The sequence below is a fragment of the Brucella sp. GW823-FHT04E01 genome (assembly GCF_058796175.1).
This window is the reverse complement of record NZ_JBXAIK010000003.1, coordinates 511,446-526,124: the sequence shown is the minus strand read 5'-3', so window position 1 is coordinate 526,124 and position 14,679 is coordinate 511,446. Positions and strand designations below refer to the sequence as shown.

Here is a 14,679-nt window from a genome sequence, read left to right as displayed (position 1 = left end):
GAAAACTCCGTCAGGCAGGTTCTTCCAGATTGACGCTTAGCGCGCGCAATTCTGTGGTATGCGGATGTGTCGTTCGCCCGGCGCGCAAATCATCGGCGCTAAGCTGTTCCACCATCTCGCCGTGTTGCATCACCCCCACCTGCGGGCAGAGATGCGCGATCACAGCGAGATTGTGGCTCACCAGCACATAAGTGAGATTCTTTTCAGCGCGCAAGTCCGCGAGAAGATTGAGAATTTCAGCCTGTACCGAGACATCAAGCGCCGATGTCGGTTCGTCCAGTAGCAAAACTTCCGGTTCGGCGATCAGGGCTCGCGCGATTGCCACGCGCTGGCGTTGTCCGCCCGAAAGCTGGTGCGGAAAACGGAACCGCGCAGCTTTGGGCAACGCGACTTCGTCAAGAACCTTTTCAATACGCTTGTCGATATCGCCGATACCGTGAACCAGCAGAAGCTCGCTCAGGATACGGTCGATGGTCTGGCGTGGATGCAGTGAGCCAAAGGGATCCTGAAACACCATCTGCACCTGACGGAAGAAGGCGGGTGCGCGCTTTGGGGCAACGTCCTTCCCGTCGAAAGCGATGCGGCCACTCCATTGTTCGTTGAGACCCGCCATTGCGCGCAGAATAGTGGATTTACCCGAGCCGCTTTCACCAACAATTCCAAAGCTCCCGCCCTTCTCGACATTGAAGGACACACCCTTGACGACTTCATGCTCGTTGAAGCTGATACGAAGTTGATCAATGACTATCATGAGTTCAGCCAGCTTTCTTCGCGATTAAGAACCGGCAATCGATCACGAGGATGCATGAGCGATGGAATGCAATTGAGAAGCCCCTTCGTATAAGGATGCTCAGCACGCACAAGTTCGGCAGCTTTCAATTCTTCCATGACACGCCCCATATACATGACCATGACACGGTCGCAGAAATGCGACACGAGTGGAAGATCGTGGCTAATGAGGAGAAGTCCCATTCCGCGCTTGGAAACCAGATCGTCGATCAGGCGAAGAATTTCCGCCTGAACAGTAGCGTCGAGCGCGGATGTCGGCTCGTCAGCAATGAGCAGTTCGGGATCGGGCGCCAGCATCATGGCGATCATGACACGCTGGCCCATACCGCCCGAAACTTCATGCGGGTAGAGCTTTGCCACGTCACGCGGATTGCGGATCATAACCTGATCGAGAAGATCAACCGCAGCATCCATTGCCTGACGTTTGCTACCGCCTTTGTGGGTACGCCACGCTTCAGCTACCTGCACGCCAATGGTCTTGACCGGGTTAAGCGAATATTTGGGATCCTGAAGAATAAAGCCCGCTCGCTTGCCGCGTATCTGACGCATGCCACGTTCAGTGGCTGACAGAATGTCGATGCCATCGAATGAAAGCCTATCCGCTTTCACCTCAGCGATTGGCGGCAACAGTTTCATGAGGGCCCGCGCGGTCAAGGACTTGCCCGAGCCGCTTTCGCCGACAATGCCCAGTTTTTCACGACCGAGCTGAAGCGAAATCCCGCGAACAGCGTCAAAACGGCTGGTACGCGTTTCAAAGCTGATCTGCAGATTTTTGATATCAACCAGCATCTGTTCTCTCAATTCTGCTTCGGATCGAGCACGTCACGCAGACCATCGCCGAGGAAATTGAAGGCGAGCGATACAAGGAAGATCGCGATGCCGGGGATGGTGGCAACCCACCATTGTTCGAAAATGAAGCGCTTAGCAGTGGCGATCATCGCACCCCATTCGGGCGATGGCGGCTGTGCACCCATTCCGAGGAAGCCAAGGCTTGCTGCGGTGATGATGATCGAGCTCATGTCGAGCGTAATGCGCACAATGACGCTCGGCACACAAAGCGGCATGATGTGACGCAAAATGATGCGGAATGGCGATGCACCGGTCAGCTTGGCGGCTGCAATGAAATCGCTCTTGCGCAAAGTCATGGTTTCCGCGCGCGCCAGACGCGCATAGGGTGGCCACGCAGTCAATGCGATTGCAAGCACGGCACTTTCAACACCTGGCTTCAGCGCAGCCACGAAGGCCAGCGCCAGGATCAGCCGAGGAAACGCAAGAAAGACATCAGTGACGCGCATCAACGCAGTGTCAACAATCCCGCCGAAATAGCCGGCAATACAACCGATAAAGAGCCCGATCGGCGCAACGAGAACGACAACAGCGATAACCATTCCAAGGGTTACGCGGCCACCGTAAAGAATGCGCGACAGGATATCGCGGCCTAGCTCATCAGTCCCGAACAAATGCGCGGCAGTGGGAGCAGATAGACGGTTGCCTAGATCTTGAACACTCGGATCATATGGCGTCAGCAATGGTGCGGCCAACGACAGAACGACGAAAGCGACAATGATAAAGAGACCAATCATCGCGAGCGGATTGGCCCGAAGGTTCACCCAAATGCGGTAGCGCCTGCCCCAGTTAGCCTGAGAACGAGAAGCAGGCGAGTCATCTAGCGCCCAGTTATGAAAATTGGCAAAAATCATCGGACACGCGGATCCAGAACTTTATAGAGAATATCGGCGAGCAGATTGAGTCCGACATAGATGATACCGATGAGCAACGTAGCGCCCACCACCGGATTCATATCGGCATTCATCAGCGACACGGTCAGATACTGCCCCAAACCCGGCCAGCTGAAGACCGTCTCGGTCACGACAGCACCTTCCAGCAGACCTGCATAGGTGAGCGCTAGAACTGTCACGAGCTGCACGGCAACGGTCGGGAAAGCATGTTTCCAGATGACCGAGGTCAGCGACAAGCCTTTCGCACGTGCCGTAATCACGAACTCACCCTTGAGCGCGTCAAGCATGAAAGCGCGGGTCATACGCGTGATATACGCCATGCTGAAGTAGGCGAGGATCAGAACCGGCTGAATCATGTGATAGACGGCATCCCGGAACGCGTCCCAGTCGCCCTCAATAAGAGTATCGATCGTGAGCAAGCCGGTAACATGCGGGATCATGCCCTCATAAATGATGTCCTGTCGTCCCGGACCGGGCGCTATATCGAGCGTTGCATAGAAGACGAGAAGCGATATCAGAGCCAGCATGAAAACGGGAACAGAGTGCCCTGCAAGACAGATCACGCGGATCGTCTGGTCGACGATGGAACCCTGCCGGACAGCAGCCCACACCCCCAGCGGAATACCGATAAGAGCAGCAACAAGAAGCGCAGCCGTTGCCAGTTCCAATGTCGCGGGAAAATAACGGGCGATATCCTGTGTCACCGGATTACGGGTCAGAATAGAGTTGCCGAAATCGCCGTGCAGGACCTGCCCGACATAATGCACGAACTGGATTACAAGTGGCTGATCGAGCCCCATCTCCGCGCGGACGCGCTGGATAACAGCCTCTGGCGCATTGTCGCCCACCGCAGCAATAACAGGATCAACCGGCATGACGCGGCCGATCATGAAGGTAATGACCATAAGCCCGAACAGCGTGATTAACACGCTGCTCAGGATACCGGTCAGGTTCTTGAGGCTTTTCTTCACGCCTTGGCGATCCCTGCATAGGAATGAGAATCGGACAAGACGCCGAGACGCATTCCGGTAACATCCTTGCGGCAGGCGGCTGTGGTAACAGTCTGAAGCATCACGATAAACGGACTATCGTTCATGAATTCGCGCTGCAGATTCTCATAGAGTTCGATGCGCTTTGCTGAATCGCGTTCATCGCGGGCTGCAATCGACTTCTTCGCGAACTCCTCGTTCTGATAGGACGAGCGCCAAGCGAAAGGCTTGGTAGCCGCATTATCCGAATTATCCGGATTGTTACAGAAGACGTCGGCATTGGTGTTCGGATCGAAGTAGTCTGAGCCCCAAGCGGTCAGCGCAATTTCGTGCTCGCGAGCACGCATTTTGGTGAGAACCTGACGGTTCTCGGCGGCCAGAAGTTCGACCTTGATTCCAATTTCGGCGAGGTTCGCCTGAATGGCCTGTGCGATATCCGGCCAAGGCTGAGCAGAATAATGATCCATCTTGATGGTAAAACCATCGGCAAGACCAGCTTCCTGCATCAGGCCCTTCGCCTTTTCCAAATCCTTCTGGAACGGTGTTTCGTTAACTGCACCGGGGAAACCTTCCGGGATGATGGTCTGGTGCACCTTGTGCGTCAGCGGAACGATATTCTTCTGGATGCCCTGATAGTCGACGGCCCACTTGATCGCTTGCCAGAGCTTCGGATTAGTGAGCTTTTCAATCTTCTGATTGAGAGACATCAGGCCAATGCCCGCGATTGCCTTGGTGACGAGCTCGAAATCACCATTGCCCTGAAGAACACGCAACTGCTCGGACGTCAGATTGCGGGCAATATCGACATCACCCTTCTGAAGCATCAAGAGCTGCGAAGACGGGTCCGCGACGTGACGCAGAAGGATGCGCTTCACATTGCCCTTGTATGCGCCATGTGGATTAACGTTCAGGATGATGCTTTCGCTCGGCTTCCAGGAAACGAGAACCCATTCGCCCGAACCGGCGCTGTTCTTCTGAAGCCAGCCGTTACCGAGATCGTCACCGGATGCATTTTCCAGAACGGTCTTCTTTTCCACAATGCTGGCAACGCTTGCCGACAGGCAATACAGCAGGAACGGCAGCGATGTCGACTGCTCGACCGTCAGAGACAATGTCGACGGATCGGTCGCTACGATGTTCTTTTCTGCATTCTCTGGCGTGAAACCGAACTGGCCAATGATGAAAGCCGGGCCCTTGTTCATCTTGATCGCACGCTGCAGCGAGAAAGCAGCATCTTCAGCCGTGATCTGCGCGCCGCTTGCAAATTTTGCATTCGGATCGATCTTGAAGATGAAGACCTTCCCATCAGCGTCGGCTTCCCAGGAAACAGCAACGCCGCCTTCCACCTGGTCCGGATTGGAAAGGCTTGGATGTACCAGACGCTGGTACATGTTGTTGCAGACTTCGCTGCCGACAGCTTCGAAGCTCTCATGCGGATCAAGACTGGTCATATTGTCGAGCTGCTGGGCCACAACCAGAATATCCTGACGCCCGGCTCCAATGGCAGGCAAAATGCTCGCATAGGACAGGAAAGGAACGGCAGCCGCACCTGCCAGAAAACCGCGTCTTGAAATCATTGAGAGCTCCTCTTGCAACGCTTTCTGAATGGCTCCCTGACATCGGGCGCTTATCGACAGCGTTCTATCTCTGGATATATTTTTCCAGCTTCCCGCTATCACGTCAGCGGAGGCAGGGGCCAATGCAGAATTTTGCATTCCCTATGCAGAGTTTGCATGAGGGCAAACTAAAGAAGAGCTTCTGCAAGAAAGAATCGCCCTTCATGCAGGGCCGTCATATCAAGTGACCGAAATCGCATTTGCAATTCTTCTCGCTTGGGTCCATCACCCCTCTCAAATACCAAACTTGATTTTGAAAAGGCTTCCCCATGGCGACAGAACAGAAGATACCCGTTTTCGATGGTCACAACGATGTGCTGTTGCGCCTGTGGTCATCGCATGCTTCCTCGCCTGAAAAGCGTTTTCTTGAAGGAGAAAATGTCGGCCATATCGACCTTCCACGTGCGCAGAAGGGTGGGCTCGGCGGCGGCTTGTGCGCAGTATATGTGCCCTCGCCTTCACGAGAACTCGACACTAATGGCAATCTGGCGACGCCGAGCCAGACCGATGCGATGAAGGCAACGCTCGCCATGTCGGCAATTCTTCTGAAAATCGAACGGGCGTCAGAAGGCAAGGTCCGTATTTGCAAAACTGCAGCCGATATTCGTGATGCCTTTGCCAACGGCATTTTTGCTTCTGTCTATCATATCGAAGGTGTGGAGGCTTTCAGCGAAGACCTTGATGCCCTTTATGTATTGCATGAGGCAGGCCTCAGAACGCTTGGGCCTGTCTGGAGCCGTCCGAATATTTTTGCCCATGGCATCCCGTTCCGGTTTCCGGCGTCACCTGACATCGGCCCGGGCCTCACTGATCATGGCAAAGCGCTCATTCGCGCCTGCAATGAACTCAAAGTCATGGTCGACCTTTCCCACATGAACGAGAAAGGCTTCTGGGACATAGCGGCAATTTCCGCTGCGCCGCTCGTGGCTTCGCATTCAAATGCGCACGCGCTTTGCCAGCAAAGCCGCAACCTGACCGACAAGCAGCTGGATGCCGTTCGCGATACTGGCGGTCTCGTCGGGCTTAACTTTGGCGTTTCATTCCTGCGTGAAGATGGAAAACGCGATCCGAATACGGATCTGAGCGAACTCGTTCGCCATGCTGATTACATTGTCAATCGCATCGGGATCGACCATCTGGCGCTGGGTTCCGATTTTGACGGCACCACGATTTCTTCCACGCTTCGCGATGTCGGTGATCTCCAGCTCGTCATAGACGCCTTCCGCAAGCACGGTTATGACGATGCTTCCATCGTCAAACTGGCTCATGGAAACTGGATCAATGTGCTTGAGCGGACATGGGGTGCTTAAGGGAAAAATAGAAACGATCTCACCCTCGTAGGGTGAGATCGAAAACATGATGGTGGATATGCCCGTCGAACATTTCCAGAAGCCCCTTCGTTGCCTCTCGGCTTTCATATCGCACACGTGAAGCAAGCGCTTTGGCCAATGCTTCCCTACTGTCATACTTGGTCCACAGCACCATCGGATAGGCTGGCGCACCTTCGTCGCGTTCGACAGCATAAAGAACTCGGACTTCCCTGATGCCCGGAAATTCAAGCCACATCGGCATAAGAATATCCGCGACATAAGCTTTGAACGCATCCTCGCGCCCAGCATGGATAGCGCCTTCAAAAAAGGCCTGCCTGACAATCATGGGAATAACTCAGTTTACTTTGGTGGGTGGGACATCGCCGGAAAAATAAGCGGCAAGATTGGCGAGTACGAGCTCACCCATTCCGACACGTGTTTCAACCGTTGCGCTGCCTTGATGCGGCATCAGCACGGTGTTTGGTGCGGACAGAAAATCCTCCCTGATCGTCGGTTCGTTGACGAAAACATCAAGACCGGCGCCGGCTATAGTTCCGTTATTCAAAGCAGCCAGAAGCGCATCTTCGTCGACGACGCTGCCGCGGGCCACATTGACCAAATACCCCCTGCTTCCAAGCGCTGCTAGCACATCCGCGTTCACAATATTCGCCGTCGACGGATTAGCCGCGACGCACACTGCGAGTACGTCGCTCTGCTGCGCTAGTTCCACGGGCGTCGCATGGGCAATCCAGTTTGTGCCCGCGACAGGAGAGCGGTTCCAATAGTGCACTTCCATGCCGAATGCTTCTGCACGTCGTGCAAACGACTTTCCTATCTGGCCAAGGCCCAGGACGCCAACCCGCTTCCCCTTGGGACTAACGCCAAGAGGAAATGCTTCACGGCGCTCCCATTTGCCTTCCCGCACGAATTGGTCACCCTGAACAACATGGCGCATAACCGCCAGCATGAGAGCAATGCCTGTGTCGGCAACATCATCGGTCAAAACGCCAGGCGTGGTGCTGACATGCACATCGCGATCCCGCGCAAAAGCAAGATCGACCTTGTCCGTCCCAACACCGTTGATGGCGATGAGGCCAAGCGATGGCAGACGCTCCATCCAATCATTGGAAAGCCCCGTTCCGCCACCAGTAACAACAGCACGAATGGTGCCAAGTGCCGCGTCAATCGCCGTCGTGTCTTCCGGCTTGTATAGACGAAGAACCTTGTAAGCTGCGTCCAATCGCTCTTCGATCAACGGCATCATCGGCTCGATAAGCAGAACTTCGTTCGTCACTTCAAACTCCATTACTAAACTACTAGAGGCGCTCAGGAAATCTGACCGATAAATGCCTTCGTGCGCTCATGCTTCGGATTGCCGAAAAATTCCTCCGGCTCCGCCATTTCAAGAATTTGTCCTTGATCCATGAAGATAACGCGATCTGCCACCTGCCGCGCGAAACCCATTTCATGGGTAACGCAGAGCATGGTCATGCCTTCCTTGGCGAGATCGATCATGGTGTCCAGAACTTCCTTGACCATTTCAGGATCGAGTGCAGAAGTCGGCTCATCAAAAAGCATGATCTTGGGATTCATGCATAGCGCACGGGCAATCGCCACACGCTGTTGCTGGCCACCCGACAGCTGGGCCGGATATTTATCCGCCTGTTCAGGAATGCGGACACGCTCGAGGTATTTGCGCGCTGTCTTCTCAGCTTCAGTTTTCGAAACACCGCGCACTTTCATCGGAGCCAGAGTACAGTTCTCAAGAACCGTCATATGCGGAAACAAGTTGAACTGCTGGAAAACCATGCCGGTTTCCTGCCGGACGATATCCACATTCTTTCCACCTGCCGTCAGATCGTGGCCGTCTACAATGATGCGGCCTTTCTGAATGGTCTCCAGCTGATTGATACAACGGATGAGGGTCGACTTCCCCGAGCCAGACGGGCCGCAAATAACAATGCGTTCACCGCGAGCGACATTCAGATCAATATCTCTGAGAGCATGATAAGTGCCGTACCACTTGTTTACTCCCTGCATGAGCACTGCAGGATCTGAAGCATCCTGCGGCAACCGGTTCGCTTTTCCCTGAGCCATCTGGTTCATGTCGAGAAACTCACTTTCGTGGACTGGATCGTCATGCCCGTCGGATGGACGGGCATGACGGAATTCGAGAGCTTACTTTGCCTGAGAGACAAAATCCGGTAGTGGCGCACCGAGCCACTTTTCATGAATCTTGTTCAGTTCACCGTCGCTCTTCGCCTTTTCGATGAACTTGTTGACGAATTCGAGCATTTCCGTCGCCCCCTTGCGAACAGCGATACCCTGTACTTGCTGGCTGAGCTGGATTTTCTGATCGTAGCGGCCCGGAGCAGCTTTTTCGATTTCGGCAGCCACTACATTGGAGAGCCCGATCAACTCAACCTGTCCCGAAAGCAGGGCTTGCACTGCGCTCGCATCATCATCGAAACGACGGATGTTGGCGTCCTGCGGCGCTACCTTGGTTACTGCCGTGTCCTGTGTCGAAGCACGAGCGACACCGATCGATTTGCCAGAAAGATCCTCCGGCTTTGTAACAACGGTGTCCTTCGGTCCGAATACGCCAATCGAAATACCAGCATAAGGCTGCGAGAAATCAACGCTCTTTGCCCGTTCCTCGGTGATGCCCAGCGAGGCAACCAGAACGTCCACCTGTCCGCTCTGCAGATAAGGAATACGGTTTGGACCGGTGACTGGCACGATCTGTGCGTCGACGCCCAGCTCCTTCGCCAGCAACTTTGCGACATCGGCGTCATACCCGTCCGGTTCATTGCTGGTGTTCATGATGCCAAATGGCGGAAAGTCGACCAGCATACCGATCTTGATTTTTCCAGCGGACTTGATGTCGTCAACGGTCTGAGCGAATGCAGCAGGTGCCAACGCCGTTGCAAGGGCACCCGCACCAATCAGGGCCATTGCCAAACGTCTGGTAATAGTCATGTTTATCCCTTCCCTATTAAGTACCAGTCTCCTCACCGGCACCGTTTCGTTATTTTCAACGCATTTCCTGACGCCATGTTGGTTTACATTCGGTCGAAAATGCTGATCGTTCCCCCTAAGCCCCCAATTACCGAGCTGTAGCGCGAGAAAACCTCGTTTCCATGCGGCGTGCCAAAATCGATAGCGGCCAGCATAGGACAAAATAGACAGCCGCTACCGTGCCAAACACCATGAACGGGCTGAACGTCGCGTTGTTGATGATCTGTCCCTGTCGCGTCAGTTCTGTAAATCCGATGATCGCGGCAAGCGAAGTGCCTTTGATGAGCTGCACGAGAAAGCCCACTGTCGGCGCAACCGAAATGCGTGCGGCTTGTGGCAGGATCACATAGCGCATGCGATTGTAGTAGCGCAGCCCCAATGCCGTCGCCGCTTCACGTTGGCCGGGGGGCACTGCATCAATACAGCCGCGCCAAATCTCCCCGAGAAAAGCGCTTGCATGCAATGTCAGCGCAATCGTCGCAGCAATCCAGGGGTTGATACCCAGACCGAAAATATTAAGGCCGAAGAACACCAGGAAGAGCTGCATCAGAAGCGGTGTACCCTGAAACAGTCTGATAAAGCCGAGTGCGATGTAACGTGGGGCGCGAGCGTCCGAAACACGCATCAGCGCGACAAGCAGCCCTCCGATGCCACCGCCGACAAAGGCAATAGCCGAAAGAGCAATGGTCCACTGCGCTGCATAGACGATAATGAGAAATTCGTTCCAGCCGAAAGGTCTGATCATGGCCCGCTCCTATCGGCTCAACGGGTATTTAAAAGCCACCTTCTCGATCACTGAAAAAATGGCCGAGAAACCGATGGACATGACGAGATACATGAGCGTGATAACAATATAGACCTCAAAACTCGCGAAGGTCGCCGACTGTAGATCGTTACCCGCCGCTGCAAGTTCGTTTGCGGAAATTACGGAGACCACACTCGAAGTCAGCATCAGATAGATAAATTGGCTGGTGAGTGACGGATAAACCGTCCGCAAAGCTGGTTTCATGATCACATAACGGAACACTTGCAGCTTTGAGAGACCGAGTGCGGTTCCTGCTTCCACCTGACCTTTATGAATGGATTCAATGCCGGCACGAATAATCTCGGTACCGTAAGCGCCGAAGTTCACCACCAGCGCAAGAAGCGCTGCACTGTTGGGCGACAATCGCAAACCAGCAGAAGGCAATCCAAAGAAGATGAAGAAAATCTGCACCAGAAACGGCGTGTTGCGGATAATTTCGATATAGGCATCAATGATTAAGCGTACTGGCTTTGGTCCAGACGTCTTCCCAAGCGCGCAGACTATCGAAACAATCAGGCCGAGCACCATCGCCGCGCAAGACAATTCAATTGTCTGCCACGCGCCGACAAGCAACTTATCCATCGCCGCGAAAACAGGCGCGAAGTTGAAATTATACAATGCTGAACCTCCCGGTACGCAATTGTGCCGATTTCTCCTCCCGGCATCAATAATTTAGATCGATCTAAATGCGTTTTGCCTCATACGTCAATCATTAATTGGGATTAGATAGCAGAGGCTCTCACCGGTCCACAGGACTGTCGAACTCGCAAATATGTTTCACTGATGATCCGCTGCGCCTGTTTTTCCGGGTTTGCCAAACGGGAAAGAAGCAATCCAGCGGCATTCTCACCAACTGTAACAGGTCGGGTTGACACGGAACTCAACCGGGGGCGGGTCGCTTCAGCATCGCTTACATCGTCGAAGCCGATCAACGAAAAATCCCCACCAACCATTCTCCCGCAATCATAAAGCCCTGCCGAAAGGCCTAGCGCAATCACGTCATTGAAGCAGATTGCAGCTGTCGGCTCCCGGCCGTCCTGAAAGAGAAGCGGAGCCGCTTTAGCGATATCCGGCATCGTCTGCGGAAAGCGGACAATCATCTCAGGATCGAGCCCTTGTTGTTGCATTGCCTCGCGAAAACCTTCGACACGTTCGCGGTAAGCGGAATGAATCGGCCCGTGCACAGCGAATGCGATTGTCCTGTGCCCAAGTGTAGCCAGATGATTGACCGCCTGCCGCATACCACCCGCGTAATCAACGCCTGCGTAATCGACACGATCGGTGACATGACGCAACACCTGCACAATAGGCAAGCCCCAGTCGGCAAGCTGCTCGACGAACTCCGGTGCTGTTTCCGCTGTTGGCGAAACGATCACGCCATCAACACCATGCTCACGCATACGCTGCATAAGGGTACTCTGATTGGTGAAGTTCTCGTGACTATTGGCGAGAAGAACGACCAGCCCTGCTTCACCCACAACACTGTCTATTCCTGAAAGCAATTCGCCGTAAAACGGGTTGCCAAGGGTGGGCACGATGACGCCAACCGTATTAGATCTCTCTACCCGGAGGCTAGCAGCCCCCATATTGTAGACATAGCCCAACTCCTGAAGGGCTTTTTCTACTTTTTCGCGCGTTACTGTTCCCACCAACGGGCTTTTGCGGATGACAAGGGAAGCCGTCGCGCGCGATACGTTGGCATGGCGTGCCACATCCAGCAGCGTAACGCGGCTTTTCCTGCGATCGTCACTCGGCATAACTTCACCTGTCAGCAAGTTGGGCAATGTCCGATCCGGTTGAAGACAAAACTCAATAAAACCGCCGGTCAGATTCGAAAGGCATATATCAGTTCAGTCTTGCACATTGGTCAATCCGTTGAACGGTGAACCAGCAGTCATCATGCGGAAATGGCATTACGTGGCGTTCCCAACCCATTAATTATACACATGTTCTCCCCACGATTATCACTTGCCTTTCGTTTTTTTTCATTTGGATCGCTATCGTTTTCGGATTTATTCTGCCATTGGAAGAATCGAAGGTTGATCCTTTGGCAAAAATTGCATTCATATAGGTGCAATGAAAATATTGCAGATGTCGGAACTTTGAGACCATCACCAAGGAACTCAAATGTTCACGCAATCTCACACTCGAGGAGGAAACATGCTTATCCGTCTGATCACGACTTCGGCGCTGACAAGCGCCCTCGCCCTCACCATCAGTTCTCAGGCATTTGCCCAGACGGAGCTGGCATGGTGGCACGGCATGACCGGTGCCAACAACGAAATGGTCAATGAACTCTCGAAGGAGTTCAACGAAATCCAGAGCGAATACAAGATTGTTCCTGTCTACAAGGGAACTTATCCCGAAACGCTGAATGCCGGCATTGCCGCGTTCCGTTCCAAGCAGCCCCCCGCGATCCTTCAGGTCTTCGACGCCGGTAGTGGCGTTATGATGGCAGCCGAAGGCGCAATGGTTCCAGCTGCCGAAGTTCTGGAAAAGGGTGGCTTCAAATTCGACAAGTCGCAGTATCTGCCTGGCATCGTCGCTTACTATTCGAAGCCAGACGGCACCATGTTGTCCTTTCCGTACAACTCCTCGTCACCAATCCTCTATTACAATAAGGATGCCTTCAAGAAGGCTGGTCTCGACGAAAACAATCCGCCGAAAACCTGGCCTGAAGTTTTCGAAGCTGCCAAGAAGATCAAATCCAGCGGTGCGGCACCGTGCGGTTTCACTTCCACATGGCTGACCTGGATTCAGACCGAAAACTTCGCGGCTTGGAACAACGTTCCTTATGGCACGAATGAAAACGGTCTCGGCGGCACCGATGTGAAGCTCGAAATCAACTCACCGCTTTACATTCAGCACTTCCAGTCGATTGCCGATCTCGCGAACGACGGTACGTTCCGCTACGGCGGCCGCACATCGGAAGCCAAGCAGCTTTTCACCTCTGGTGAGTGCGCAATGCTGACCGAATCCTCCGGCGGCCTCGGCGATGTTGTTAAGTCGGGTATCAATTACGGCATCGGCCAGCTGCCTTACTACGAAGGTCACGGTCCGCAGAATACGATCCCTGGCGGTGCATCTCTGTGGGTCTTCGCAGGCCTTAGCGACGAACAATACAAGGGCGTCGCAGAATTCTTCAACTTCCTCTCGCAAACCAAAATTCAGGTCAAGCTGCACGAAAAATCCGGCTATCTGCCTGTAACACTGGCGGCATACGAGGAAACCAAGAAGTCGGATTTCTATGAAAAGAATCCGGGCCGCGAAACGCCTATCCTGCAGATGATGGGCAAGGCACCGACCGAAAATTCGAAGGGCGTGCGTCTCGTCAACTTGCCGCAGGTGCGCGATATTCTGAACGAAGAGTTCGAAGCAATGCTCGGCGGCAAGCAGGATGCGAAAACTGCACTTGAAAACGCTGTCAAACGCGCCAACGACGCGATAGCCGCAGCTCAATAATTGATCACATAAACACAACGCCGCCTGCCCTTGTGGTGGGCGGCCTTGTCACCCACGAGGAAGCTCCCCGTGCAGAAAGTTACCTTTCCAAATAAAATCTTGCCCTACTTCCTGCTGGCCCCGCAGATCGTTCTGACTGTGGTGTTTTTCTTCTGGCCAGCCAGTCAGGCAATTTATCAGTCTTTCATGCGCGAAGACGCATTCGGGCTGAAGTCTACTTTTGTAGGCCTTGCGAACTTCACAACCGTTCTGGCCGACCCGAACTATCTACATTCATTCAGAGTAACGATTGTCTTTAATGTTCTGACCGCGCTGCTTGCCATGGGCGCAGCATTGTTGCTTGCAACGGCGGCAGATCGCGTCATTCGTGGCAAGACATTTTATCGTACGCTCCTGATCTGGCCTTATGCCGTAGCTCCAGCCGTAGCCGGCATGTTGTGGCTCTTCATGTTCAATCCTGCAATGGGTACTTTTGCATATATTCTGCGCCGTAATGGCATTGCATGGGATCCGCTGCTTGACGGCAATCAGGCTATGGGCCTCGTCGTCGTTGCCGCGGCCTGGAAGCAGATTTCCTATAATTTCCTGTTCTTTGTCGCAGGCTTACAAGCAATTCCTAAATCGTTGATCGAAGCAGCAGCCATTGATGGCGCGCGCGGCGCGCGGCGATTCTGGTCTATCGTATTTCCACTTCTTGCACCGACCTCCTTCTTCTTGCTGGTCGTGAATACGGTTTACGCCTTCTTCGACACGTTCGGCATCATCCATGCCGTGACCGGCGGCGGGCCTGCCAAAGCCACCGAAACGCTGGTCTACAAGGTTTACAACGATGGCTTCGTCAATCTGAATCTGGGTTCTTCCTCGGCACAGTCAGTTATTTTGATGGCAATCGTGATTGCCTTGACAGCGTTCCAGTTCCGCTTCGTTGAGAAGCGCGTGCATTATTCGTGA

At 53.8% G+C, this 14,679-nt stretch carries 15 protein-coding genes; 3 read left to right on the top strand and 12 right to left on the bottom strand.

Annotated features, from left to right (window positions below; genetic code table 11):
- Positions 1-10: 10 nt before the first annotated feature.
- From AC1RHM_RS12875 to AC1RHM_RS12855, 5 genes are read right to left on the bottom strand one after another with little or no spacing between them, the layout of a single operon-like run.
- The gene (locus AC1RHM_RS12875) at positions 11-751 is read right to left on the bottom strand and encodes an ABC transporter ATP-binding protein (protein ID WP_010658924.1); all 741 of its coding nucleotides are present in this window, start codon (positions 749-751) and stop codon (positions 11-13) included.
- Positions 748-1,578 carry an ABC transporter ATP-binding protein gene (locus AC1RHM_RS12870; RefSeq protein WP_010658925.1) on the bottom strand — a complete coding sequence of 277 codons (831 nt, stop codon included), beginning with the start codon at positions 1,576-1,578 and terminating at the stop codon, positions 748-750. Before AC1RHM_RS12870 ends, AC1RHM_RS12875 begins: the two co-directional genes overlap by 4 nt.
- An 8-nt stretch (positions 1,579-1,586) precedes the next feature.
- On the bottom strand, positions 1,587-2,489 hold the full coding sequence (nikC, locus tag AC1RHM_RS12865; RefSeq protein WP_010658926.1) for a nickel transporter permease: 903 nt from the start codon (positions 2,487-2,489) through the stop codon (positions 1,587-1,589).
- The gene (locus tag AC1RHM_RS12860) at positions 2,486-3,499 is read right to left on the bottom strand and encodes an ABC transporter permease (RefSeq protein ID WP_010658927.1); all 1,014 of its coding nucleotides are present in this window, start codon (positions 3,497-3,499) and stop codon (positions 2,486-2,488) included. Before AC1RHM_RS12860 ends, nikC begins: the two co-directional genes overlap by 4 nt.
- The gene (locus tag AC1RHM_RS12855; RefSeq protein WP_010658928.1) at positions 3,496-5,094 is read right to left on the bottom strand and encodes an ABC transporter substrate-binding protein; all 1,599 of its coding nucleotides are present in this window, start codon (positions 5,092-5,094) and stop codon (positions 3,496-3,498) included. Before AC1RHM_RS12855 ends, AC1RHM_RS12860 begins: the two co-directional genes overlap by 4 nt.
- Before the next feature lie 308 nt (positions 5,095-5,402).
- Here AC1RHM_RS12855 and AC1RHM_RS12850 point away from each other — a divergent pair, with 308 nt between their 5' ends.
- Complete coding sequence (locus AC1RHM_RS12850; RefSeq protein ID WP_010658929.1) at positions 5,403-6,443, top strand: dipeptidase; 1,041 nt, start codon at positions 5,403-5,405, stop codon at positions 6,441-6,443.
- A gap of 19 nt (positions 6,444-6,462) precedes the next feature.
- On the opposite strand, the gene AC1RHM_RS12845 is transcribed toward AC1RHM_RS12850, so the two are convergent.
- The 7 genes from AC1RHM_RS12845 to AC1RHM_RS12815 all read right to left on the bottom strand — a co-directional run bounded on the left by AC1RHM_RS12845 (position 6,463) and on the right by AC1RHM_RS12815 (position 12,023).
- Positions 6,463-6,789: a hypothetical protein gene (locus AC1RHM_RS12845; protein ID WP_010658930.1), complete on the bottom strand. Its 327-nt coding sequence runs from the start codon at positions 6,787-6,789 to the stop codon at positions 6,463-6,465.
- A 9-nt stretch (positions 6,790-6,798) separates the two neighbouring features.
- On the bottom strand, positions 6,799-7,749 hold the full coding sequence (locus AC1RHM_RS12840; RefSeq protein ID WP_010658931.1) for a 2-hydroxyacid dehydrogenase: 951 nt from the start codon (positions 7,747-7,749) through the stop codon (positions 6,799-6,801).
- Between the two features lie 20 nt (positions 7,750-7,769).
- A complete protein-coding gene (locus tag AC1RHM_RS12835) occupies positions 7,770-8,549 on the bottom strand; it encodes an amino acid ABC transporter ATP-binding protein (RefSeq protein WP_029375977.1) in 780 nt (259 codons plus the stop codon).
- A gap of 72 nt (positions 8,550-8,621) precedes the next feature.
- On the bottom strand, positions 8,622-9,422 hold the full coding sequence (locus tag AC1RHM_RS12830; protein WP_010658933.1) for a transporter substrate-binding domain-containing protein: 801 nt from the start codon (positions 9,420-9,422) through the stop codon (positions 8,622-8,624).
- 127 nt (positions 9,423-9,549) lie between these two features.
- Positions 9,550-10,206 carry an amino acid ABC transporter permease gene (locus tag AC1RHM_RS12825; RefSeq protein WP_010658934.1) on the bottom strand — a complete coding sequence of 219 codons (657 nt, stop codon included), beginning with the start codon at positions 10,204-10,206 and terminating at the stop codon, positions 9,550-9,552.
- A gap of 9 nt (positions 10,207-10,215) precedes the next feature.
- The gene (locus AC1RHM_RS12820) at positions 10,216-10,884 is read right to left on the bottom strand and encodes an amino acid ABC transporter permease (RefSeq protein WP_010658935.1); all 669 of its coding nucleotides are present in this window, start codon (positions 10,882-10,884) and stop codon (positions 10,216-10,218) included.
- Between the two features lie 104 nt (positions 10,885-10,988).
- Positions 10,989-12,023 (bottom strand): LacI family DNA-binding transcriptional regulator, encoded by a 1,035-nt coding sequence (locus tag AC1RHM_RS12815; protein WP_029375978.1) that lies wholly within the window; start codon positions 12,021-12,023, stop codon positions 10,989-10,991.
- Positions 12,024-12,426: 403 nt separating this feature from the next.
- Between AC1RHM_RS12815 and ugpB the strand changes: the two genes are divergently transcribed.
- A complete protein-coding gene (ugpB, locus tag AC1RHM_RS12810) occupies positions 12,427-13,728 on the top strand; it encodes a sn-glycerol-3-phosphate ABC transporter substrate-binding protein UgpB (protein ID WP_010658937.1) in 1,302 nt (433 codons plus the stop codon).
- A gap of 69 nt (positions 13,729-13,797) precedes the next feature.
- Positions 13,798-14,679: a sn-glycerol-3-phosphate ABC transporter permease UgpA gene (gene ugpA, locus AC1RHM_RS12805; protein ID WP_010658938.1), complete on the top strand. Its 882-nt coding sequence runs from the start codon at positions 13,798-13,800 to the stop codon at positions 14,677-14,679.

Coding starts and splice junctions, on each gene's coding strand:
- AC1RHM_RS12875 (WP_010658924.1), bottom strand. CDS start 751: ATGATAGTCATTGATCAACTTCGTATCAGCTTCAACGAGCATGAAGTC.
- AC1RHM_RS12870 (WP_010658925.1), bottom strand. CDS start 1,578: ATGCTGGTTGATATCAAAAATCTGCAGATCAGCTTTGAAACGCGTACC.
- nikC (WP_010658926.1), bottom strand. CDS start 2,489: ATGATTTTTGCCAATTTTCATAACTGGGCGCTAGATGACTCGCCTGCT.
- AC1RHM_RS12855 (WP_010658928.1), bottom strand. CDS start 5,094: ATGATTTCAAGACGCGGTTTTCTGGCAGGTGCGGCTGCCGTTCCTTTC.
- AC1RHM_RS12850 (WP_010658929.1), top strand. CDS start 5,403: ATGGCGACAGAACAGAAGATACCCGTTTTCGATGGTCACAACGATGTG.
- AC1RHM_RS12845 (WP_010658930.1), bottom strand. CDS start 6,789: ATGATTGTCAGGCAGGCCTTTTTTGAAGGCGCTATCCATGCTGGGCGC.
- AC1RHM_RS12840 (WP_010658931.1), bottom strand. CDS start 7,749: ATGGAGTTTGAAGTGACGAACGAAGTTCTGCTTATCGAGCCGATGATG.
- AC1RHM_RS12835 (WP_029375977.1), bottom strand. CDS start 8,549: ATGAACCAGATGGCTCAGGGAAAAGCGAACCGGTTGCCGCAGGATGCT.
- AC1RHM_RS12830 (WP_010658933.1), bottom strand. CDS start 9,422: ATGACTATTACCAGACGTTTGGCAATGGCCCTGATTGGTGCGGGTGCC.
- AC1RHM_RS12825 (WP_010658934.1), bottom strand. CDS start 10,206: ATGATCAGACCTTTCGGCTGGAACGAATTTCTCATTATCGTCTATGCA.
- AC1RHM_RS12815 (WP_029375978.1), bottom strand. CDS start 12,023: ATGCCGAGTGACGATCGCAGGAAAAGCCGCGTTACGCTGCTGGATGTG.
- ugpB (WP_010658937.1), top strand. CDS start 12,427: ATGCTTATCCGTCTGATCACGACTTCGGCGCTGACAAGCGCCCTCGCC.